We start from the raw sequence: 21265 nt of genomic DNA, 5'->3' as shown, positions 1-21265 counted from the left end.
ACCCATACAACGCTTCCGCCACCGTGATCACCGGTCTGATCTTCTCCGTGGTCACCATCGCGGTCGCCTGGGGGACCAGCTTCCTGAAGCCGCCGATGGTCGAGGAGCCGTCGCCGGCAACCGCCCAATCCGTATCCGCATAACACAACCCGGTAGACCACTTCTCGCACCTACAAGGCAAGGCCGCCAGCCCCAACATCGGCATAACACCGTGATCCCCATAAGTCGCGATGCAGGGTGACGGGGAGGACCGGCAGCGACCCTCAGGTACCCGATCGTGCAGTGGTCCTCGCCAAGGCCCACCAGGCATTCGCGCCGCCCTGGCGGCGTGAGATGAGGAGGGCGGCTCCTTCCAGGGTGTGAAGACCCGAAAGACCCCCGAACCCCAGAGCTCACCGCCTGCACCAAGGACACGCTGCGGACCCAGCACTACACGACGGTCTCGCGTGCCCCCTGGGCTACTCCCACTCGATGGTGCCCGGGGGCTTGCTGGTCACGTCGAGCACCACGCGGTTGACCTCGCGGACCTCGTTGGTGATGCGGGTGGAGATCCGCGCGAGCACGTCGTAGGGGACGCGGGACCAGTCGGCGGTCATGGCGTCCTCGCTGGAGACCGGGCGCAGGACGATCGGGTGACCGTAGGTGCGGCCGTCGCCCTGAACGCCCACCGACCGGACATCGGCGAGCAGGACGACCGGGCACTGCCAGATCTCCCGGTCGAGACCGGCCCGGGAAAGCTCCTCGCGGGCGATGGCGTCGGCCTCGCGGAGGATCTCCAGGCGGTCGTGGGTGACCGCGCCGACGATGCGGATGCCCAGGCCGGGGCCGGGGAACGGCTGGCGCCAGACCATCGCGGGGGGCAGGCCCAGCTCCTCGCCGGCACGGCGGACCTCGTCCTTGAACAGCGCGCGCAACGGCTCCACCAGCGAGAACTGCAGATCGTCGGGGAGGCCGCCGACGTTGTGGTGCGACTTGATGTTGGCGGTGCCGGTGCCGCCGCCGGACTCGACCACGTCGGGGTAAAGAGTGCCCTGGACGAGGAAGTCGACGGGGCCGTCGGCGAGGATGGCCCGCTGCTCGTCCTCGAAGACCCGGATGAACTCGCGTCCGATGATCTTGCGCTTCTCCTCGGGGTCGCTGACCCCGTCCAGCGCCTTGAGGAAACGCTCCTGGGCGTTGACCACGCGGAGCTTGACGCCCGTGACGGCCACGAAGTCGCGCTCGACCTGCTCGGCCTCGCCCTTGCGAAGCAGCCCGTGGTCGACGAAGACGCAGGTCAGCCGGTCACCGATGGCCCGCTGCACCATGGCGGCGGCGACCGCGGAGTCCACCCCGCCGGAGAGCCCGCAGATGGCGCGGCCCTCGGGGCCGATCTGGGCGCGGACCGCCTCGACCGCGTCCTCGACGATGTTGAGCATCGTCCAGGAGGGGCGGCAGCCCGCGGCGTCGAGGAAGTGCTTCAGCACGGCCTGGCCGTGGTCCGAGTGGAGGACCTCGGGGTGGAACTGCACGCCGTACAGGCCGATTTCGGGGTGCTCGAACGCGGCTACCGGCGTTCCGGCGGTCGCGGCGGTGACGACGAAGCCCTCGGGGGCGGCGGCGACGCTGTCTCCGTGGGACATCCAGACCGACTGCTCGGCGGGCAGCCCGGCGAAGAGCACGCCCTCCTGGGTCACGTCGAGCCGGGTCCCGCCGAACTCCGCGGTGCCGGTCCTGGCCACCTCGCCGCCGAGCGCCTGAGCCATGACCTGGAAGCCGTAGCAGATGCCGAAGGTCGGCACCCCGGTCTCGAACAGGCCCGCGGGCGCGGCCGGGGCGCCCTCGGCGTAGACCGACGAGGGACCGCCGGACAGGATGATGGCCTTGGGGTTCTTGGCCATCATCTCCTCGACCGGCATCGTCGACGGGACGACCTCGGAGTAGACGTGGCATTCACGCACCCGTCGCGCGATCAGTTGCGCGTACTGCGCACCGAAATCGACGACCAGGACCGTGTCGAACTCAGACACCAAAGACCCCCAGGGAAACTCAAGCGGTGGGTCCAGTCTATCGGCGCTCGTCAACGCGCTTACTCGTGGAGGGAAAACGGGGGCGATCCTCTCACGATCGACTACTCGTGGGAGGAAACGAGAGCGGCCCTCCCGCGATCAACTACTGATGGGGGAAACGAAGACGGCCCTCCCGCGATCAACTACTGGTGGGAGGAAACGAGAGCGGCTCTCTCGCGATCAACTACTGATGGGGGAAACGAAGACGGCCCTCCCGCGATCGGCTATTCGAGGAGGGGGAACGAGGGCAGTCCTCCCGCGATCAGCGCCTCGGCCTGCTCACGCAGGCCCTCTTCGTGCCCGGCGTGGGTGAAGACCAGGAAACGCTCCTCCCGGATCCCCTTCACCGCGGCCAGCGCGACCTCCGCGGGGTCCATCCCGCCTTCCACCAGGCCGTCGACGACGCCGGCCGTGGCCATCTCGTCCTCGGCGCGCTCCGCGACCGTCAGGTTCTCCGGCCGGACCCTGTCGGAGTGGCCGATGCCGGTCTTGACCCAGCCCGGGCACAGCGCCGTCACCCGGAGCCTGGATCCGGCCAGCGCCAGATCCTGGGCGAGGGCCTGCGAGGCGGCGAGCGCGGCGTACTTCGAGACCGAGTAGGCGCCGCCGAACGGTATGGCGAACAGCCCCGCCACCGAGACCGTGTTGACGATGTGGCCCTCGGTGTCCTGAGCGATCATGCGGGGCACGAAGGCGCGGATTCCGTGGAGCGTGCCCCAGAGGTTCACGCCGAGCATCCAGGCGAAGTCCTCGGGCTCGCTCGTCCACATCCGGCCGGTCTGCAGCACTCCGGCGTTGTTGCAGAGAACATGGACCGCGCCGAACTCGCCGAAGGTCCGATCCGCCAGGTGCTGTACGGCCACCGCGTCGGAGACGTCGGTGATCTGGGTGAGAATCTTGCCCCCGTCGGAGACCCCGTCGAGCAGGGAGGCGGTCTCCGCCAGGCCTCCGGGGTCCACGTCGGCGAGCATCAGTGCCATGCCCTCCGCGGCCAGCCGCAGGGCGAGTGCCCGGCCTATCCCACTGGCCGCACCGGTAACGACTGCGATCTTGCCCGACAGTTCGCGCATCCCACTGCCTCCAGCCGTAACCGTACCCAGCGCTCGGTTGGTCAACAAGCTAACGGGAAGACGACCACCAGTCGAGGACCGGCGGGATCCGACATCGGAGGCGCTGGAGGCGCTGGGGACGGGAACCCGCCGTGACGATCGCAAGATCGTCACGGCGGATCTCGTCAGAGCGCGCGGTCGAGCAGGCCGAGGGGCGGGGAGCCCAGGTCGAGCATGGCCGTGTGGAAGCGCTTGAGGGTGAACCCGGCGCCCCATTCGGCCCTGGCCTTCTCCCGCAGGCGGAGGATCTCCAGCTTTCCCCAGGTGTAGCGGCCGTAGGTCGGGTCGAAGGTGGCCCGCGCCGCCTCCGACAGCGCCGCGGGACCGGCGATCTGGGTGTCCGCCTCGAAGCGGCGGGCGCCCTCCTCGACGGTCATCGCGCCGGTATGCACGCCGATCGCGCAGGCCAGCCGGGTCACCCTGATCAGTGCCTCCAGCCACACGCCGATCTCGAAGCGCGGGTCCTCGGGCGCGAAGCCCTCCTCGACGCAGAGCTCCTCGCCGTAGTGCGCCCAGCCCTCGGCGAAGGCCATCGACATCAGCGTCCGCCGCACGTCGGAGCGGGCGTGGCGCAGGGCACGGCCGTGGGAGAAGTGCCCGGGGGCGACCTCGTGCACGTTGATCGCGGGCAGCGTGGTCTCGCTGAAGACCTCCAGCCACTCCTCGATGTCACGCTCGGGCCAGGAGGGGTCGGGCGGGGTGATGTGGTACCACGAGGGGGCGTCCGGCTCGCCGGGCGCGGCCCAGCTCATCATCGCCATGCTCCACCGTCGGGACTCGGGCGCGATGCCGACCAGGCACTCACCGTCGTGGTAGGGGACCAGGTCCTTCTCACGGGTGAACGCGATCGCCTTCTCGGTGCCGATCCTGGCCGCGTCGATCACGTCGTCGATGCCGGGATGCTGCCGGACCAGCTCGCGCGCGACGTCCAGCGGCGGCCGTCCGGCGAATCCCAGCCTGGCGCAGGACTCCGTCAGCCGGGCCATCAGCCGGTCGCGTTCGGCGTCGGCACGCTCGGCGAGTCTGCCCAGGTCCACCGGGAGACCGTCGCCCGCGCCCATGAGCCGGGCCAGCCCCTCCGCGCCGAGGGACGCGTCCGGGTCGCCGGAACGCGAGGCCTCCTCGACGTGCTCCACCAGGCGGGCGTGAGCCTTCAGCGCCGCCTCGCGCGCGTGCTCGTCCGCGCCCGCCGGCACCCCGGTGGCCAGGCCGCGTACGGCCCCGAGCAGCGCGGTCGCCACCGGGGCGCTGAGCCTGTCGAGCGAGGCGATCGCGTGGTCCACGGCCTCGGGCCAGAGCGCGAGGTGGGCGTGCTTGGCGGCGGTCCGCTCGGCCTCGGGGGCGTAGTCGCGGTCGTAGGTGGCGAGGTCGAGATTGTTCAGGTGATCGAGCGGGCTGCGGCGGTACAGCTCCAGCTCGCCGAACTGGACCCGTACGGTCTCCTCGAAGATCTGCAGGTGCGCCGCGTCGTAGGAGTCGTCGGGCAGCGGCCCCTCGCCCAGGGCGGCCAGTCCCGAGCGGACGCCTTCCGGCGAGAGATCCTGGACCATACCGTCGTATTCGTGCCTGCCGGCCATCTCACGGACGTCTGCGACGGAGAGATCACACACCGCGCGGAGGCGGCTGTCGAGTTCGGTCATGAGTGCGACGCTATATCAGGACGAGTTCCCGACGATCAGGTTGGACGCCCACGAATCATCGGCTCCGCCGTCGTTCCCGCGCGATTTCCCCACCGCTCCCGTACCGCCCCCGCGCCATGCTCACGCGAGCTCCGCATCGCCTCCGTGGGATCTCTCCGCCCCTCGTTCCGGCTCTGTCCTGATCCGCTCCGGAAAAGGCTGTCGTGGCCCGCCCCGGGGACGGAGGCGGGCCACGACAGGTCTCGGTGCCGGGCGGGGGGCCGGCCGTCGTGCTACGGCCGTACGGCCCGGCCCGGCGCCCCCGGCGGAGGAACCCGGTTTCCCCGCCGGGGAGGTGATTACCTCAGGCCGGCGTCCAGGGCGGTGGTCAGGGAGCCGGGGTCACCGGACATCTCCCAGATCATCGCGCCGAGCAGGCCCTTGCTCTTCAGCCAGGCGGTCTTGCGAGCGATCGACCACGCGTCGTCGAAGCTCCACCACTGGCCGCCGTTGCCGGTGAAGCAGTAGGTCGCCACCGACTGCTCGTCGTGCCGCACGGTGCATCCCGGCACGCCGGCCACCAGGTTGCCGTACCCGCGGGTCCCCGCCTCGTCGGGGAACTGGCCCGGCGCGGCGCCGGTGGCCGACTGCCACTCCCCGGACTTCCCGCCGTCGGCGACGCCCTGCCAGCCGCGGCCGTAGTACGCGAGACCGATGGTGATCTTGCGCGGGTTCACTCCGGCCTGCAGGTAGGTGTTGACCGCGTTCTCGACGCTGAAGTGGAAGGAGTAGGGGTCGTCGGTGTCGGCGTACAGGTTGGCCTGGTGCCCGGCCCGGTTCGGCTCCCACGAGTTGTCGCTGCCCGAACCGTGGAAGTCGTAGCCCTGGACGTTGAAGACGTCCAGGGACTTGGCGACCTCGGGCAGGTCCCAGCCCGCGGAGATCTTCGCCGGGTCGGCCGGGGTGAAGGCGGTGAGCTGGTAGCGCTTGCCGGTCTCCTCGGTCAGCGCGTCGAGCTGCCTGCGGAACTCGGCGATCAGCAGCGTGTTGTTCGCCTTGTCGTTCGGGCCGATGTGGTTGCCCACGTGGCCCTCGGAGCCCGGCCACTCCCAGTCCAGGTCGATGCCGTCGAAGATCCCGGCGGCGCTGCCCGGCCCGCCCGCGGCGTTGTACAGCGGCAGGTTTCCCTTGATGTACGTGTCGATGCAGGAACTCACGAACTTGCGCCGGGACGCGTCGGTGGCCGCCACGTCGGAGAAGTACTTCGAGTAGGTCCAGCCCCCGAGTGAGATCAGCACCTTCAGGTTGGGGTACTTCGCCTTGAGCTTGCGGAGCTGGTTGTAGTTGCCGCGCAGCTTCTCCCAGCCGGTGTCGGCGACGCCGTCCACCGACTGCGAGGCGCTCATCGGCCTGCCGTAGTCGGCGTCCGCGTCACCCGAGCCGTCTCCCTGGTTCGGGTCCTGGGGGTTGGCGGTGGTGCCCTTGGTGACGCCCTGGAGACAGGTGAGGTTCACCGGGTCGATGTTGCCGAAGGCGTAGTTGAGGTGGGTCAGCTTCGCCGCGGCGCCGGTCGTGTCGAGGTTGCGCACGAAGTACTGCCGGCCGTAGATGCCCCACTGGACGAAGTAGCCGATCCTGGCGTATCCGCTGCCGATGATGTCGGCGGTGCTCACCTTCAGCGCGTTGCCGGGTGCCGACGTGTTGTCGTACAGGTCGCGGGCCCGCACGGTGAAGGTGTACTCGGTGGACGGCGACAGCCCGTTCACCGTGGCCGAGGTGCCGGGCACCGTCGCCTTCAGGGTCGTTCCCGCGTAGACGTCGTAGCCGGCGACGCCCTTGTTGTCGGTCGACGGGTCCCAGGCCAGCGAGACGCTCGCCGAGGTCTTGCCGGTGCTGCGCAGGTTCGCCGGTGCGGTCGGCGGCTGGGTGTCGTCACCGGCGTTGTTGGTCGTCACCGCGAGCGGGGCGGAGGCCGGGGACAGGGTTCCCTTGCGGTCCTTGGCCCTGACGGTGAACGTGTATCCGGTGTTCGAGGTCAGGCCGGTGACGGTCACGCTCGTCCCGGTGACCGTCGCGGCGAGGCCCGCGCCGTTGTAGACCTGGTAGCCGACGATCGGGAGGCTTCCCGCGGCCGCGGCGTCCCAGGCCAGCGACACGGTTTTGGTGGTCTTGACCGGTGAACGCAGGTTCCCCGGCGCGGCGGGCGGCGAGTCCACCGCACCGTCACACCTCACGTCGTTGATCCGGCAGTTCGCGGGCTCGGCGGACGCGCTGAGCGTGAACGTGGGGCTGTAGGGCTCGGTGGTCCCGTGCGCCGCCACCGTCGTGTTGTAGTGGGCCGGGCTCAGCGTGACCTGACGACCGCTCTGGCTGAGCGAGCCGTTCTGGGCGTTGCTCGCGGTGATTCCGGCCGGCAGGTCGAACTGGATCGACCAGCCCGCGAGCGCGGTGTCGGTGTTGTTGGCGATCACGAACTTCCCCTGCGTGCCGCTGCCCGCGTACGTCGCGGTCACCGGCGCGTCCGGCGGCGGCGGGTCGCCGCTGCCGTCGCAGTTGGCGTTGTTGATCAGGCAGCTCGTCGGCTGGACCGGTGAGCTGAGGGTGACCGTGGGACTGTACGGCTCGGTGTTCCCGTTCGCCCGCACGGTGTTGATGTAGAAGGCGGGGGTGAGTTTGACCCGCGTGCCGCTCTGCGTGATCGTGGCGTTCTGGGCGTTGCTGACGGTGACCCCGGCCGGCAGGTCGAACTGGATCGACCAGCCGGTGACCGGGGTGGCGCCGGGGTTGCTCACCACGAACTTGCCTTGGCCTCCGGTGAGGGTAAAGGCCGCAGTCAGACGGGTTGCGGCGTCAGCCGGAGCGGTCATGGCCGTCGCCATGGCGAGAATCAGCAGTACAGAGGCTAATCGGCGCATGTGGATGCTCTTTCCTAAAGGAAAGTTTCCTAATAATTATGCGGATCGTAACCCCCGCCCCTGACCGCTACAAGACCCAAAATCAAGGCCGCACAGGGCGTTCGCCGCCGAATCGATCTCTCACACCCCCCGGAGGACGGGTGGCCGAACGACCTGGGGAAGACCACGGAAGCCGAATGTGTGGTGCCGGGCCCCGGTCACCGCTGGGCGACATGGCGGCGGGCACGGCCGTCTCACCCTGGCCGTGCCCGCCGGCGCCCGTCCGGGCGCCTAAATCACGATCTCCGTTATGACACCGCCACCTTCGTGGTCAGGGAGCCGATCTTGTCGGATTGGGGGTTGAAGACGATTGTGTAGGTGCCCGTGGCGGGCAGGGTCGTCGCCGAGATGGTGCAGTTGCGGCCGCAGTAGGCGGTATTGCCGAGCGCCGTGCCGTCGGGTTTTCTCAGGGAGACCTGGACGTCGGTGGCACCGGCGAAACTGCTGCCGGTGAAGGTGACGGTGACCTTCTGGCCGGTGGTGCCGCTGAAGGTCCAGGCTCCGTTCTGGCCCGGGATCGTGCTGGTCAGCGTCGAGACGGGGCCGCCGATGGTGACGGCGACCGGGGGAAGGTCGGTGACCGGGTAGATCCTGAGGCTCAGCTTGCCGACCCTGTCGTCCTGCGGATCGAACTCCACGGTGTACGTACCGGCCGCCGGAAGCACCACCGGCTCCAGGAGACAGCCCTGCCCGCAGTACGTCGCGGCCACCAGAACGGTGCCGTCAGACTTCTTCACCGACACCCGTGCGACGGTGGAGGTGGAGAAGTTCCCGTCGGTGAGGTTGAACGACACCCGCTGTCCCGCCGTGCCCGGGAACGACCAGGAGCCGTTCTGCCCCGGCTTTGTCGTGGTCAAGGTCGAGGCGGCGCCTCCGACGGTGACGGTGCCGGTCAGGTGGGTGACCGCATGAGCCGTCATGGTCAGCTTGCCGACCTTGTCGTCCTGCGGATCGAACTCCACGGTGTACGTACCGGCCGCCGGAAGCGCCACCGGCTCCAGGAAGCAGTTCTTCCCGCAGTACTTCGCGGCCACCAACGCGGTGCCGTCGGGCTTCCTCACCGTCACCTGGGCATCCAGGGAACCGGCGAAACTCGCGTCGGTGAAGACGAACGACACGAGCTGTCCCGCCGTGCCCGGGAACGACCAGGTCCCGTTCTGTCCCGGCGTCGTCGTGGTGAAGGTCGAGGCGACGCCTCCGGTGGTGACGCCCGCGGTCAGGTGGGTGACCTCGTGGAGCCGCAGGGTCATCGAACCCGTCTTGGCGTCCTGCGGCCTGAACTCGACGGTGTAGGTGCCGCCCACCGGAAGGACCACCGGTTCCAGCAGGCAGTTACGCCCGCACGGGGTGTCGGCGACCAGAACGGTCCCGTCCGGCTTCTTCACCGACACGTACGCGTCGTACAGGCTGGTGAGCGTCGTCCCGGTGAAGTTGAACGACACCCGCCGGCCCGCGGTCCCGGCGAAGGACCAGATGGCGCGCTGGCCGGCGCCGACCGTGGTCAGCGTGGACGCCGGGCCGCCGACCGAGGTCGTGGCGGTGACGTCGCCCTCGGTGAGCTGCGCGGTCAGCGAGCCGACGAGTGCCTTGTCCGGATCGAGCAGGATCGTGTACGTCCCGGTCGCGGGAAGGGTGATCGGATCGAGCACGCAGAGCTTGCCGCAGGACGTGTCCTCCCGCAGGACGGCCCCGTCCGGCCCCTTCACCGTGACCCCGGCGTCGTAGGCGCCGGAGAACGTCCCGCTCATGAACGCGATGTTGACGTACTGGCCCGCGGTGCCGGTGAAGGTCCAGGCGCCGTTCTGGCCGGGGACCGTGGTGGTCAGCCGGGAGGTGGCGCCGTTGATCGCAACCGTGGTGGCGACGTCGGCCACCACGTACGTCCGCAGCGTCAGCGAGCCCGTCTTCGATCCCTTGAGCCGCAGGTCCACCGTGTACGTGCCGGCCGCGGGCAGGGTGACCGGCTCAAGCAGGCAGCCGGTGCCGCAGTTGGTGTCGGCGACCAGGTCGGTGCCGTCCGGCTTCCTGACCTTGACGATGACGTCCAAGGATGAGGAGAACGTCGAATCGGTGAGGTCGAACGAGACCCGCTGTCCCGCCGTCCCGTTGAACGTCCACAGTCCGCGCTGCCCGGGGATGGTGGTCGTCAGCGTGGACGCCGCTCCCCCGACGGTGATCTGCGCGGTCACGTCCGGCGGCACGAGGTTGAGCTGGGCCGAGATCGAGCCGACCTGGATACCGGCCGGGTCGGCCATCACCTGGTAGGTGCCGTCCACCGGCAGTACGGTCGTGTCGAAGTAGCAGGAACTCGTGCAGAACGTCGACGGCACCAGGATCGAGCCATCCGGTTTGCGCATGGAGGTGTACCCGCTGGTGAACGTCCCGCCCGAGAACGTGACCGAGATCCGCTGCCCGGCCCTACCGGCGAACGACCAGGTCGGGTTCTGTCCGGGGCCCTTCGTGGTCAGCTTGACCGGGTCGCCGCCCGGTGTGAGCGTGCCCGTGACGTCGCCCTCGACGACCTGCGCGGAGATGGAACCCACCGCCGCGCCGGACGGGTCCAGCACGACCGTGTAGGCGCCGGTCACCGGAAGCGAGATCGTGTCGAACGCGCACGACGCCTTGCACGAGGTGGACTTGGCCAGTTCCGCGCCGTCCGGATCGCGCACCAGCGCGGACCCGCCGCTGAACGTCCCGCCCGTCAGGGCGAACGCGATCCGCTGCCCCGCCGTCCCGGCGAACGACCAGGTCGCGACCTGTCCCGGCCCTGTCGTGGTCAGCTTCACCGGCTCACCGGCGACGGTCAGCGTGCCCGTGACGTCGCCCTCGGTGACCTGCGCGGAGATGGAGCCCACGGCCGTGCCGGAGGGGTCCACGACAAGCGTGTAGGTGCCGTCCGCCGGAAGCGAGACCGTGTTGAACGCGCACGACGCGTTGCAGTAGGTGGACTTGAGCAGGTCCGTGCCGTCCGGCTTGCGCACCGACGCGTACCCGCTGAACGTCCCGCCTGTCAGGGCGAACGCGATGCGCTGCCCCGCCGTCCCGGCGAACGTCCAGTACGCGTTCTGTCCCGGTCCGGTCGTGGTCAGCTTCACCGCCTCGCCGCCGACGGTCAGCGAGCCGGTGACGTCACCCTCGATCACGCTCGCCGTGACCGGCCCCGTCCGCACGTCGCTCGGATCGACGAGCAGCGTGTAGGTGCCGGTCGTGGGCAGCGTGACGGTGTCGAAGGCACATGCCGTCGGGCAGTAGGTGGAGCCGAACAGCCGCGTTCCGTCCGGCTTGCTGATCGAGGCGGAGGCGGAGCCGGCCAGCCCGCTGACCCCGAACGCGACCCGCTGGCCCGCCGTCCCGGCGAACGACCAGGACGCGTTCTGCCCGGGGACGGTGGTCGTCAGCGTGGACGGCGCCCCGACCGCGACCGTCCCGGTGATCGCCCCGGGCACTCCGAACAGCCGCAGCGAGATCGAACCTGTCTTCGCGTCCTTCGGATCCCACGTCACCGAGTAGGTGCCGGTGACCGGCAGGGTCTGGGTGTCGACGAAGCAGGCCTTGCCGCAGGACTCCTGCGCCAGGGAGCTTCCGTCGGGCTTCCTCAGCCGCAGCTGGGCGTCGCCGAGGGAGCTCAGGGTGCCGTCGCCGAGCTCGGCGGAGACCTTCTGGCCGGCCGTTCCCGCGAACGTCCAGGTGCCGTACTGGCCCGGGTCGGTGACCGTGAGCGGCACCTTCGGCCCGCCGATCGCCGCGGTCGTGACGACGTCGGCCCCCAGCGTGTTCACGCTGAGCTTGTAGAGGCCGAACGCGTCGTTCCACGGCGAGACGCGCAGCCGGTAGGTACCGGCTACCAGGCCGTCGACGCGCTTGGCGCCGCACAGGTAGGAGGTGGCCATGCTCGTGCCCGCGGCGTTCACCAACTGCCAGCTGAGCCCGAACCCCGGGCACTCCTGTGCGTTGACGAAGATCGAACCTGGCCGGTCCAGCGTGAACCGGTACTCGTCGGTCGCGACCTCGCTCTCCAGGTTGCCCGCCCCCTCGCCCGGCACTCCGTCCGAGGCCGTGAACGGCAGCGACACCGCGAACGCCTGCGGCGGGACGACCTCGAGGTCGAGCTTGACGTTGTCGAGCCCGAACGCCTGGTTCGAGATACCCGCCACCCCGGTGGCCGAGACCTTGAACTCGATCTGGCTCTTCTTGTGGGTGGCCGGCATCGTGATGCGGTATCTGGCCCACGGCCGGCCCGTCGCCAGCGTCCCGGACGCGACGGGCGTCAGCTGGCTCGGCGTGATCGTGTACGGGTCGCCGCGGTCGGTCTCGACCTTGACCGTCTCGGTGTCGGGGTCGGACGCCCAGTCGCCGACGGTCAGCAGGTCGAAGCTCAACGTCCCGCGCTGGTGCAGCGGCAGCGACTGCGCGAAGAACCGGTAGGAGTCGCTCCCGCTGAACGGCCCGGCGAACGAGCTCACCGCCGGATCGGCCGACACCCGCGACGGCAGCACGTTCTTGCCGAGCGTCCCCTCGTAGTCGATCGCCAGGTCCCCGTTGACGTCGACGGCCTGCGCCGACGGGTCGAGGCTGACGTTCTTCTGCTCGGCGGCGGCCACCGCGAACGAGGTGTCCGCGGTCAGCGCCATGTCCAGGACGCAGTCGTTGAACGGGACGCCCGGCTGGACGCCGCTCGCCTCGCACTGCGCGGTCGCGAGCTGCATCTGCTCGGGCGTCAGGTCGTGGATCGTGGTGATGCTGGAGGGGAACTGCAGGTTCGTGAAGGTCGCGGTGCTCTCGCCCGGGCCGTAGGTGAACAGCGACTCGGTGTCGTCGATCCGCCACGAGTTGGCGTAGTCGGTGTGCAGCAGGGTCGGCGAGGCGTTGGCGGGAAGCTGGGTGCCGTTCCGCAGTTTCAGGTCGTTCTTCGGGTCGCCGTCGGCGTTGCCGAGCAGGCCTTCGAGGTCACTGTCGGCGGCCGGCGGCAGGTAGAGGCCGGCGGCGCCCCGCCGCCAGGACAGGGCCGGTCCCTCCAGACCGTCGAACATGACGACCCACTTGCCGTCCTTCTGCACGATGAACGCGTTCTCGCCCAGGTAAAGGATCTTGCCGGCCTCGAGCGTGCGCTTCCTGCCGTCGATGTACAGGTCGTCCTCGTGGAACTCGACCTTGTGGCCACCGGCCTCCATCGCGGCGTCGAACATCACCGACACGTCCCGGCCGCCACTGGCGGGGCTGAGCCGGCCGTGGATCTCCAGGCCCCACTTCTCGGAGCTGGCGAGGACGAACTCGCCGACGGACTGCAGGTCGTAACCCAGGCCGTCCAGGGTGGTGAAGTGCGGTTCGCCCTTCACCAGGCCGCCGTACTCGGAGAAGTACCACCACAGGATGAGGATGACCAGCGCGGCCACGCCGATCGCCAGCGCCGCCTCGATGGTGAGGAAGCCGGCCGCGCGCAGGAACAGCGCGCCCTCCCGGCTGGTGAGGAACACCGCGACCCCGGCGGCCAGCGCGGCCGCGGCGGCCTCGACGCTGCCGTACTCGCCCACGTCCCCGCCGCGCGAGGGCGGGTCGACGGTCGTGACCCGCTCGATCAGCGGGATCAGGATCGGCGGGATGGGCCACTTGTCGTCGTCATCGTCCTCGTCCTCCTCCTCGGCCGGGACCTGGGTGGGCGGGCTGCCCGGCGGGGGCTGCCGCTTCGTCTCCTCGCACTTGCGCGCCTTCCTCACCTCTTCGATGTGCAGGAGGCCGGGAGTCGGCGAGATGGCCTTGTACGTGGACAGCTGGTACCCGTCCTTGTCGCCGACCTTGCACGAGGGGTTCCTGTTGTAGACCTGGAACCAGTCCTCGTACGTGCCCCAGCGGTTGAGCACCGTACCGGCGCTGACGTTGCTGACGCCGTTGGCGATGAGCACGGCGGCGTACCGGGCGACCTGATTGCCCCAGCCGGAGTAGTCCGGGTTGCCCTTGACCTTGGCCTCGATCACCTGGGCGAAGGTGCTGCCGGCGCGGTCGTAGTAGATGATGTCGGGTCGGTCGCTGCCGCCGCTGAGGGTCGGCTCCCACTGGTTCTCGGGGTTGATGACCGCGCCGGGCACCGCGGGGGCCGCGACGCCGAGCTGGTCGTTCAGATACTTGATGGCCCGTGCCTGCCCGATGGCCTCGACGCCGCCGGACGCGCTGCACTCGTTGGGCTGCTGGTAGATGTGGGTCCCGAACGCGGGACGGTTGCTCAGGCAGACATCGTTGATGCGGCGACGCGTGGAGTACATGCCGTTGAAGACGCAGCGTTTCTGACCGCTGCGGCCGTTCGTCCAGTCGTTACTGTTCGGAGCGCATGCTGCGGCCGCCTCCGCCCATTTGGCGAATAACATCTCATGAACGGGAACAAGGAATCCGGCCATTAGCACAGCCGTCATGATTACGCAGAGACGTCGCACGCATTCACCCCGAATAAATAGGACATAAGTCTGCAGCCGGGACGGTACACCAAGAAGATCTTTTTGCGATAGATGTCGGGAACTCCCCAATTCCGCAATCTTTTGGCTAGGCTCCGTTCCGGATCAGCAAGATCAGCAAGAGGAGGTGTCGTGGTCGTCGACCAATCGTGGGAGGTCGCATTCGACGCGCTGGCTTCGCGGCCGGTGCGGGCGGCTCGGATGGTCCTCGCGGTCCAGGGGCTCGACCGGAACGCCGTGATCGTGCTGGACGGCGACGCGTTCGTGACCGTCCCGGACCTCCCGGCGCACCTCTCGCGGGAGACGGTGTCGCTGTCGTCCGACGGAACCCGGCTGGTGTTCCTGGCGCGTCAGGACGACGGCGCCGGCCCCATGCGGGTGGTGCTGCACACGTTGGCCACCGGCGCCCGCCAGGAGTTCGTCTCCGACGACTTCATGCGCGCGGCGCTCTCACCGGACGGGACCCGGCTCGCCGTCCTGGCCGACCTCTCCGCCGGCCCCGGCATCCCCGGCGTCGGCGACGAGAGCGCCGGCGTCACGCTGATCGAGACCGCCACCGGCACCCGGCTGCCGCTCTGGTCGGCCGAGGGCTACTGGGAAGAGGCCTCCATCAGCTGGTCCCCCGACGGCCGGCTCCTCGCCGCGACGTACCTGACGCCGGACGACGTCCTCACCACCGTCGTCCTCGACCTCTCCGGCAAGGAGGTCGGCTCCTACGAGGAACGCGTCGCCCTCCCCGGCCCGCACTCCGTCTGGGCCTCCGACCGCGAGCTGATCGTCTATCCGGAGCCCGACGACGAGGGGCCCCTGATCGCGATCGACGTCCCGACCGGCGGCGAGCATCGCTTCACCCGGAAGAACTTCAACGCCTACCTCGCCATCAGCGGCGGCCGGGTCGTCCGCCCGGGCTCCTCACCCGAGCGGTTCGTCACGACCGACCTGAACGACGGCGACGAGCGGCCCTTCCTGACCATCAGCCCGGCGGTCGCGATCGATGCCCTCGACATCGTCTCCTGATCCCCTACGCCGGTTCCCGTCCCGGAGCACGCGGACCACGGACGCGGTGCGGTCGGGATCGTCGCCGGCCAGGGCGAGACACACCTGTCGCCGGCCAGGGCGAGACACACCTCACACGCGGCCTTTCCGGCGTCGGGCAGCGCATCCCACGCCCGCATCGCTTTAAAACGCGCGAATACAATCCGAATGGGGGTTTCTTCGACCGATTAGGCAGTTCGGCGGTATTTGGTGATAGCTCCTCCGAGTATCTTTCGGCGTTCCATCCTCACCATCACCGGCTTATCTCGGTCGGGCATTCGTTACGGTCGGGGTTTGTTATGTTGCACGTCGTATCGGTTCAGTAGCACACGCGAATGGCATTGATCCGCGATATGTGGACCCGGACGTGGAGGGGTGAGGCGGCGATGCCGTACGGGCCGGACCCGACGTCGGGACTCACCCCGGCCGGCGGCCCGATGCGGGCCTCAGGATTCACGCGTCGAGCGTGAACGCGCTCAGTCGGCGGGAAGGAGGGTGCCGAGCGGTCCCAGGTCGAGGTTGAGGTCGGAGGGAGACAGCCCGAAACGCTCGCACAGCTCGTTCATAGCGTCTTCCAAGCGCATCAACGTCAGGCCCAGCGTCTCGACCTGCTCGTCGGACAGGTCGCCCTGGTCCATCCGCCGCACGCACTGACGCTCCACCAGCTGGCGTACGAGCTCGACGAGGGTCAGCACGAGGCGGGACAGATCGCGCTCGGCCGTCTCGGGGTCGGTTCCGAGGCGCCAGCGGTTCGGCCGCGTCGCGTCCTCCGACGGTTCGGCGATCTCCAGGGCGTCCTCCAGCGGCCCGGTGATCTTCACGACCGGCTCACTTCCAGGTCGGCGCATACCGGCCTCCCTGGTCTGGTGCGTCGGACTCCTCCCGCACGGACATGATCAGCGCGCGCAGGGAGATCCGCACGAGGTCGATGTCGGCGATGGAGAGGACAAGATCTCCGCTCACGACGACTCCACCCGCCAGCAACCGGTCCAGTAGGTCGACGAGGGCCACGCGCTCGGCGGGAAGGCGGCCCTCGGCGGCCAGTGCGGAACCCCGCGGGGTCTCATGCGTCACCGGAAACCTCCAGATCTGCTCTGTCGAACTCCAGGGCGATGAAGGAGTAGGGCGCCCATGGACCGGTGAGTTCCAGGTCGACGTCCTGCCCGCGGAGAGCGTCCAGGGCGGCCGCGAACTCCTCTCCCCTGCCCTCGTCGACGAGGTAGGCGCCGTTGAGCACCATCCATTCGTCCCGGCCGGACAGCTGCGGGTCCTGAGGCCGGTGAAGCCGGCTCGCGACGGCGACGGCCGACAGGTCCGCGTGAATGCGCTCGGCCCGTGCCGTCGCCTGGCGCCACCTCTGCTCGCGGTTGCGCAGGCTCGCCTGGCGGCGTTTCAGATAGGCCGTCCCGGGCCTGGCCGTTTCCGCGGCGCCCTCGCCACCCCCGTTCGCGGCCGGCGCGGGTGCGGATGCGGCCGCGGTGGGGTCCACGTACGCCTTCACTCCCCACTCCCTGCGCCCGGACACGTGGGAGAGCACCTCCGTGAAGTCGTCGTGCCACCGATCCAGCAGATCACGCACCTGCTCCTCGCTGCTGTAGACGGTCGCGAGGCGGACCGGGGCCGTCGGCACCCTCTCCGCCACCGCCTCCACGACGCGGTGGTGAGCACGGGCCATCTCCCCGACCCAGTCCAGATCCTCCAGGGAACGGCGGAGCGGCTCCTCCCCGAACTGTTCCAGCGGAACGGTGCTCACATACGCGACGAGACCGCCGTGCGTGATCGCGTGCACGGGCGTCCCGGCCACACCCGCCAGATCCGCCGGGCGGGCGTGGCCCGCGTCGCGTGCGACCGCGTAGACGTACGTGCCCGAGTCAGTCACGGTGGCTCTCCGCTCCGGACGAGCGTCTCCTCCCGCGCTCCTCCGCCGGGTCGAGGGATCGGTGCTCCCTGTGGTTTCCCCGTACGGCGCGATCCTCCCGTACGGTGTGGTCTTCCTCCACGGCGTCATCTCCCTCCACGGTGGCGAGCCGGTGGCGGAGCCGGCGGTTCTCCTCGATCAGGTCCTGGTTCTTGGAGCTGAGCCACGGATCGTGCTCCCACCAGTCGATGCCGAGCTCCCGTGCCGTGTCCACCGAGGCGATCACCAGTCGCAGCTTGATGGTGAGCAGCTCGATGTCCAGCAGGTTCACGCGGATGTCTCCCGCGATCACCACGCCCCTGTCGAGCACCCGCTCCAGGATGTCGCCGAGGTTCGCCGACCCCGACCCTGACCCCGACCGCTGCCCCGCGGAACCTCCCCCGCCGTAAACCGGGGAGGTTCCGGGGCCGAACCGAGCTGGATTGGTCATCTCACGACGCCTCACTGCTGTCGCCTCTGCCGCGCCTGTAGCGCCGCAACCTGCGGTAGGACAGGAGGTTTCCCTCCATGTCCATCTCGGCCTCGTAGAGCGCCAGGATGTCGCCCGAGGACGGGACCCGGCGGTCTTCGACGACCTCGACCTGGACCACCCAGCCGTCCTCCGCCGGCTGCACCTGTGTGACCCCTTCGCTCTGCTTCCCGGTCAGAGCGGCGATGTGACGCTGCCCGACCTCGCCGGCCGACATCGCCGACAGGTTGCGGGACCGTTTTGTCCTCGGCGTCTCGTCCTCGTCTTCGTCTTCGTATTCGTCCTCGTCGAAAGGCTCGTCGTCGATCTCCTCGTAGAGATCATCGGAGACGTTCGCGCCTGTGGCGCGCTCATCCGTCGATCTGCGCTTGGCAGGCACGAGATCATCTCCTCTCTCGGCTTCCTTCCCGCACGATCACTCCGGCGGATCCGGCCGAAACCCTTGCGACCACCCGGACAGGCCCGGCCGAAGCCCGTACGACCATCCCGGCCGGCCCGGCCGAGATCCGCACGATCACCCTGGTGGGCTCGGCCGAACCTCGCACGATCACACCGGCGAACCTGGCCAGGGCCCGCATGATCACCTCGGCGGTTCCGCCCGAGTCCCGGGTGGCCACCCTGGTGGATCCGTCCGAGTCCCGCATGGTCACCCTGGCGGGCCCGGCTGGTCGATCATCTGCCCGAGGATCTGCTCCACTCGCTGGTCAGCCTCTTCATCAGTGATCTGGCCGCTCGCCCTGGCCTCCTCCACCTCGTCCAGGTGACGCCGGACGGCGGCGGGGCTGCGGGTCTCAAGCTCGACCTGTTCCTGGATGAGCTCGGCGAGCCTGATCAGCCCGCGGAGCGGCATGAGCGGCAGTCCGAAGGTCAGACTCATCAGGTCCATCGGTCATTCCCCCTCCTGCTCCTGCTGTGGCGTCATGACGAAGTCGTACGCCGCCATCGGGCCGATCAGGCGCAGGTCGACCCGCCCCTCCCACTGACGGGCGAACTCGTCCAGTGCCTGTTCGAGCTCGTCTTGCCGGCTGGTCTCCACGAGAACGGCCAGATGCACGGCGTCCTGCTCGTGGGTCGGCTCGCGCATGGCGATGGCGACGCATCGCGGAACGAGGGCCTCGACCATCGCGCTCGTATCGGCGTCGCGCTTGGCCTCGACCGACTGGTTGATCACCTCTCCGAGCCGGATCCGCGCGTCCCACGTCGCGTCCTCCGGCTTACCGACGATCTCCTGGCGCAGCCCCACGGCCTCGGCGTTCTCCGCGAACACCTCCGCGAGGAGCGCCTGCTCCACGTAGCGGCCCTTGATGACGTATTCGGCCCGCCCCTCCAGCTCCTTCAGCCCGGCGAGGAACGCCTCGTGGTGCGGGGCCAGCAGCTCGTCGACGACCGATTCCTCGTCGGCCATCACCGCCCCGAAGCGGAGCGGGAGCACGGGGACCTCGGCCGCGGCGGCATCCAGCAGCTGCTGGTGCGCCTTGAGATCCTGCGGCCTACCGAGCGGGCGATTGGTGGCGACCTCGCTCACCAGGGCGGCGATCTCGCCGTGCCGTACCAGCTTGACCCGCCCGGGCGGATCCCCCACCCCGCGGGCGTCGTCGAGTTCGACGTCCGTCGGCACGATTCCGTAGACGTAGGAGCCGGTGCTCACTGCGGACCGATCAGCCTGGTCGGTGCCCGCGGTCCTCGACCTTTCCGTAGAGCTGGACATCTCAGTCCTCCCCCCTTCGCCTCCGGCGGGGCACCGACTCTTCTTCCTCTTCCTCGTCGGACCCGCCGATGAAATCACGGAGTTTCTCTCCCGCCGCGTCCAGGGCTCCCTGGGTCGCGCCCTTGACCTTCTTCCTGCTCCCACCCTCCGTCATGTCCTGGATGAGATCGGGAAGACCCTTCTGGCCGGTCTGTGAGAGGTCCAGGCGGTTCGCGGCCTCCGCGAACCGCAGGTAGGTGTCGACGCTGGCCACGACGATGCGCACGTCGATCGTCAGGAGTTCGATGCCGACGAGCGAGACCCTCACGAAGGCGTCGATCACGAGGCCCTTGTCGAGAATCGTGTCGATGACGTCGGCCAAGCCCGACGATGACGAGGACGAGCGGCCTGCCGCCCCGCCCCCCGAAGGCTGCACTATGGTCATTGGCTCTCTCCTCCAGTGCTCATTCGACGGCCCGGTGGGTCACGCCCCTCGGCCGGCGGCCGTACGGCGGGCAGGACGGCGAGGAGCCGGCTTCTCCTCCGCGTCGTCACGCCGACGCCTCTCGTCCGCGTCCTCGCGCCGGCGCCGCACCGGGCGCACGCGTCGCTGCGGCCTCTCGGGCTCTTCCTCGTCCTCGTCTTCCTCGTCCCGCTCCCTGCCCCTCGGCTCTTCCTCGTCCTCGGGCTCTTCCTCTTCCTCTTCCTCGTCCCGCTCCCTGCCGCGCGGCTCTTCCTCGTCCTCGGGCTCTTCTTCGTCCTCGTCCCGTTCCTCGTCTCGCGGCTCTTCCTCTCCCTCGTCTCGCTCGTCCTCTTCCAGCTCTTCCTCGGTCCCCTGAGCCTCCTCCTCGGTCCCCTGAGGCTCCTCCTCCTGGTCCTGACGCTCCTTCTCCTCGCGGAGGGCGGTCTCGTGGTCCTTGACGACCTTGCTGTCGCGTATCTCGCCGCGCCAGCCCTCGATGTCATCGGGGTGCAGGATGGCGTGCGACATGACATGACGCCGGAAGTGCTTGAACTCCAGGCGCGCCCGCCGTCCCTGCGCACGCCAGATGTTGCCGGTGCGCTCGAACAGCCCCTGCGGGTGGTACTCCAGCACGAGCAGGATGCGGGTGAGATCGGGAGTCACCTCGTGGAAGGTCACCGCACCGTCGACGTAGCCCTTGGCTCCCTTGGACCGCCAGATGATCCGCTGGTCCGGCAGCTGCTCGATGATCGTCGACTCCCAGATCCGATGCGACCAGAAGACCTGCGCCTTCCACGTGACCTTCTCGTCGGACTGCTGGTCGACGCTGTTGACCTTCTTCGTGAAGCTCGGGAAGTCCTGGAACTGGGTCCACTGGTTGTAGACGATCCGTCTCGGGGCACCGACGTCGAGTGATTCGACGATGTTGGTGAGCTTCACCTTCCCGCCCTTACCCCCCTTGCCGCCCTTGCCGTCCTGGCCGCCCAGCGCGGACTTCAGCCCCGTGAAGCCTTTCGCCAGCTTGGCGACCCCCTTCACCCGGCCCATGAGCCCCTCCGATCCCGACAGCTGGCTCACCAGGCCCGAACCGCTCTTCAGCGCGCCCATCAGGCCCCCGCCGCCTTTCAGGGCGCCCGCCAGGCCTCCCAGGCCTCCGCCACCTGTCAACGCGCTCACCAGGCCCGAACCGTCGCCGTCGACGTAGTCGGTCAGCCGGCCGGTCAGTCCCTCGACCTTGTCGGTCACCGAGGACAGGGCCCGCTCGGCCAGGGCCGCACCCAGGTCCTGGAGCCCCTCGGTGAGCTGGTCCAGGGGCAACTCCTGGACGATTACCTTTATCGGGCCATTGACTGGCCCGTTTTCCGGCTTCTCTGTCATTCAACTCACCTCCGCACCCGGCGAACCGGCCGGGTGGATGAGGACGCGCTCTCGCGCCGCGCGCCGCTGCGGGCCTTCGCCCGCCGGGCCGGCGGCTCTTCGTCGGAGAGGTCCTCCTCGTCGTCCAACGGCTCCTCGTCGTC

At 69.2% G+C, this 21265-nt stretch carries 16 protein-coding genes; 1 reads left to right on the top strand and 15 read right to left on the bottom strand.

Going from position 1 to position 21265, the window contains the following annotated elements; genetic code table 11:
* Positions 1-458: 458 nt before the first annotated feature.
* From guaA to CHC08_RS22510, 5 genes are all read right to left on the bottom strand, one after another.
* Positions 459-2045 carry a glutamine-hydrolyzing GMP synthase gene (guaA, locus tag CHC08_RS22530; RefSeq protein WP_420823582.1) on the bottom strand — a complete coding sequence of 529 codons (1587 nt, stop codon included), beginning with the start codon at positions 2043-2045 and terminating at the stop codon, positions 459-461.
* Between the two features lie 227 nt (positions 2046-2272).
* A complete protein-coding gene (locus tag CHC08_RS22525; protein WP_179282159.1) occupies positions 2273-3118 on the bottom strand; it encodes an SDR family NAD(P)-dependent oxidoreductase in 846 nt (281 codons plus the stop codon).
* A gap of 164 nt (positions 3119-3282) precedes the next feature.
* The gene (locus tag CHC08_RS22520; RefSeq protein ID WP_089209330.1) at positions 3283-4797 is read right to left on the bottom strand and encodes a DUF885 family protein; all 1515 of its coding nucleotides are present in this window, start codon (positions 4795-4797) and stop codon (positions 3283-3285) included.
* 338 nt (positions 4798-5135) lie between these two features.
* A complete protein-coding gene (locus tag CHC08_RS22515; protein WP_089209329.1) occupies positions 5136-7691 on the bottom strand; it encodes a glycosyl hydrolase family 18 protein in 2556 nt (851 codons plus the stop codon).
* Positions 7692-7978: 287 nt separating this feature from the next.
* Positions 7979-14089, bottom strand: a complete 6111-nt coding sequence (locus CHC08_RS22510) for a VWD domain-containing protein (protein WP_143653313.1) — start codon at positions 14087-14089, stop codon at positions 7979-7981.
* Between the two features lie 216 nt (positions 14090-14305).
* Between CHC08_RS22510 and CHC08_RS22505 the strand changes: the two genes are divergently transcribed.
* Complete coding sequence (locus CHC08_RS22505) at positions 14306-15190, top strand: PD40 domain-containing protein (protein WP_089209327.1); 885 nt, start codon at positions 14306-14308, stop codon at positions 15188-15190.
* 494 nt (positions 15191-15684) lie between these two features.
* On the opposite strand, the gene CHC08_RS22500 is transcribed toward CHC08_RS22505, so the two are convergent.
* The 10 genes from CHC08_RS22500 to CHC08_RS22455 are packed head-to-tail and all read right to left on the bottom strand — an operon-like array spanning position 15685 to position 21062.
* Positions 15685-16056, bottom strand: a complete 372-nt coding sequence (locus CHC08_RS22500; RefSeq protein ID WP_089209326.1) for a gas vesicle protein K — start codon at positions 16054-16056, stop codon at positions 15685-15687.
* Positions 16037-16282 carry a gas vesicle protein gene (locus tag CHC08_RS22495; protein WP_089209325.1) on the bottom strand — a complete coding sequence of 82 codons (246 nt, stop codon included), beginning with the start codon at positions 16280-16282 and terminating at the stop codon, positions 16037-16039. Before CHC08_RS22495 ends, CHC08_RS22500 begins: the two co-directional genes overlap by 20 nt.
* Positions 16272-17087 carry a GvpL/GvpF family gas vesicle protein gene (locus CHC08_RS22490; protein WP_179282156.1) on the bottom strand — a complete coding sequence of 272 codons (816 nt, stop codon included), beginning with the start codon at positions 17085-17087 and terminating at the stop codon, positions 16272-16274. The genes CHC08_RS22495 and CHC08_RS22490 overlap by 11 nt, the downstream gene beginning before the upstream one ends.
* On the bottom strand, positions 17080-17556 hold the full coding sequence (locus tag CHC08_RS22485; protein ID WP_089209323.1) for a gas vesicle protein: 477 nt from the start codon (positions 17554-17556) through the stop codon (positions 17080-17082). The genes CHC08_RS22490 and CHC08_RS22485 overlap by 8 nt, the downstream gene beginning before the upstream one ends.
* 1 nt (position 17557) lies before the next feature.
* On the bottom strand, positions 17558-17974 hold the full coding sequence (gene gvpO, locus CHC08_RS22480; protein WP_089209322.1) for a gas vesicle protein GvpO: 417 nt from the start codon (positions 17972-17974) through the stop codon (positions 17558-17560).
* Between the two features lie 4 nt (positions 17975-17978).
* On the bottom strand, positions 17979-18239 hold the full coding sequence (locus tag CHC08_RS22475) for a hypothetical protein (protein WP_089209321.1): 261 nt from the start codon (positions 18237-18239) through the stop codon (positions 17979-17981).
* 2 nt (positions 18240-18241) lie between these two features.
* Positions 18242-18481, bottom strand: coding sequence for a gas vesicle protein GvpG (locus CHC08_RS22470; protein WP_089209320.1), 240 nt, complete (start codon positions 18479-18481; stop codon positions 18242-18244).
* Between the two features lie 3 nt (positions 18482-18484).
* Positions 18485-19303: a GvpL/GvpF family gas vesicle protein gene (locus CHC08_RS22465; RefSeq protein WP_089209319.1), complete on the bottom strand. Its 819-nt coding sequence runs from the start codon at positions 19301-19303 to the stop codon at positions 18485-18487.
* Position 19304: 1 nt separating this feature from the next.
* The gene (gvpJ, locus tag CHC08_RS22460) at positions 19305-19727 is read right to left on the bottom strand and encodes a gas vesicle protein GvpJ (protein WP_089209318.1); all 423 of its coding nucleotides are present in this window, start codon (positions 19725-19727) and stop codon (positions 19305-19307) included.
* Between the two features lie 39 nt (positions 19728-19766).
* A complete protein-coding gene (locus CHC08_RS22455; protein ID WP_245878474.1) occupies positions 19767-21062 on the bottom strand; it encodes an SRPBCC family protein in 1296 nt (431 codons plus the stop codon).
* Positions 21063-21265 lie beyond the last annotated feature (203 nt).

This window comes from Streptosporangium subroseum, assembly GCF_900188345.1.
In the GTDB taxonomy this organism is placed as follows: domain Bacteria; phylum Actinomycetota; class Actinomycetes; order Streptosporangiales; family Streptosporangiaceae; genus Streptosporangium; species Streptosporangium subroseum.
The sequence above is the reverse complement of the archived record's forward strand: the minus strand, read 5'-3'. Positions and strand labels throughout refer to the sequence as shown.

What these genes read in the sequence shown, in the direction of transcription:
- CHC08_RS22510 (WP_143653313.1), bottom strand. Translation starts at nt 14,089, where the DNA reads ATGTTATTCGCCAAATGGGCGGAGGCGGCCGCAGCATGCGCTCCGAAC.
- CHC08_RS22520 (WP_089209330.1), bottom strand. Translation starts at nt 4,797, where the DNA reads ATGACCGAACTCGACAGCCGCCTCCGCGCGGTGTGTGATCTCTCCGTC.
- CHC08_RS22525 (WP_179282159.1), bottom strand. Translation starts at nt 3,118, where the DNA reads ATGCGCGAACTGTCGGGCAAGATCGCAGTCGTTACCGGTGCGGCCAGT.
- CHC08_RS22475 (WP_089209321.1), bottom strand. Translation starts at nt 18,239, where the DNA reads ATGCGGGACTCGGACGGATCCACCAGGGTGGCCACCCGGGACTCGGGC.
- gvpJ (WP_089209318.1), bottom strand. Translation starts at nt 19,727, where the DNA reads ATGACCATAGTGCAGCCTTCGGGGGGCGGGGCGGCAGGCCGCTCGTCC.
- CHC08_RS22500 (WP_089209326.1), bottom strand. Translation starts at nt 16,056, where the DNA reads ATGCGCCGACCTGGAAGTGAGCCGGTCGTGAAGATCACCGGGCCGCTG.
- CHC08_RS22515 (WP_089209329.1), bottom strand. Translation starts at nt 7,691, where the DNA reads ATGCGCCGATTAGCCTCTGTACTGCTGATTCTCGCCATGGCGACGGCC.
- CHC08_RS22485 (WP_089209323.1), bottom strand. Translation starts at nt 17,556, where the DNA reads ATGACCAATCCAGCTCGGTTCGGCCCCGGAACCTCCCCGGTTTACGGC.
- CHC08_RS22465 (WP_089209319.1), bottom strand. Translation starts at nt 19,303, where the DNA reads ATGTCCAGCTCTACGGAAAGGTCGAGGACCGCGGGCACCGACCAGGCT.
- CHC08_RS22470 (WP_089209320.1), bottom strand. Translation starts at nt 18,481, where the DNA reads ATGGACCTGATGAGTCTGACCTTCGGACTGCCGCTCATGCCGCTCCGC.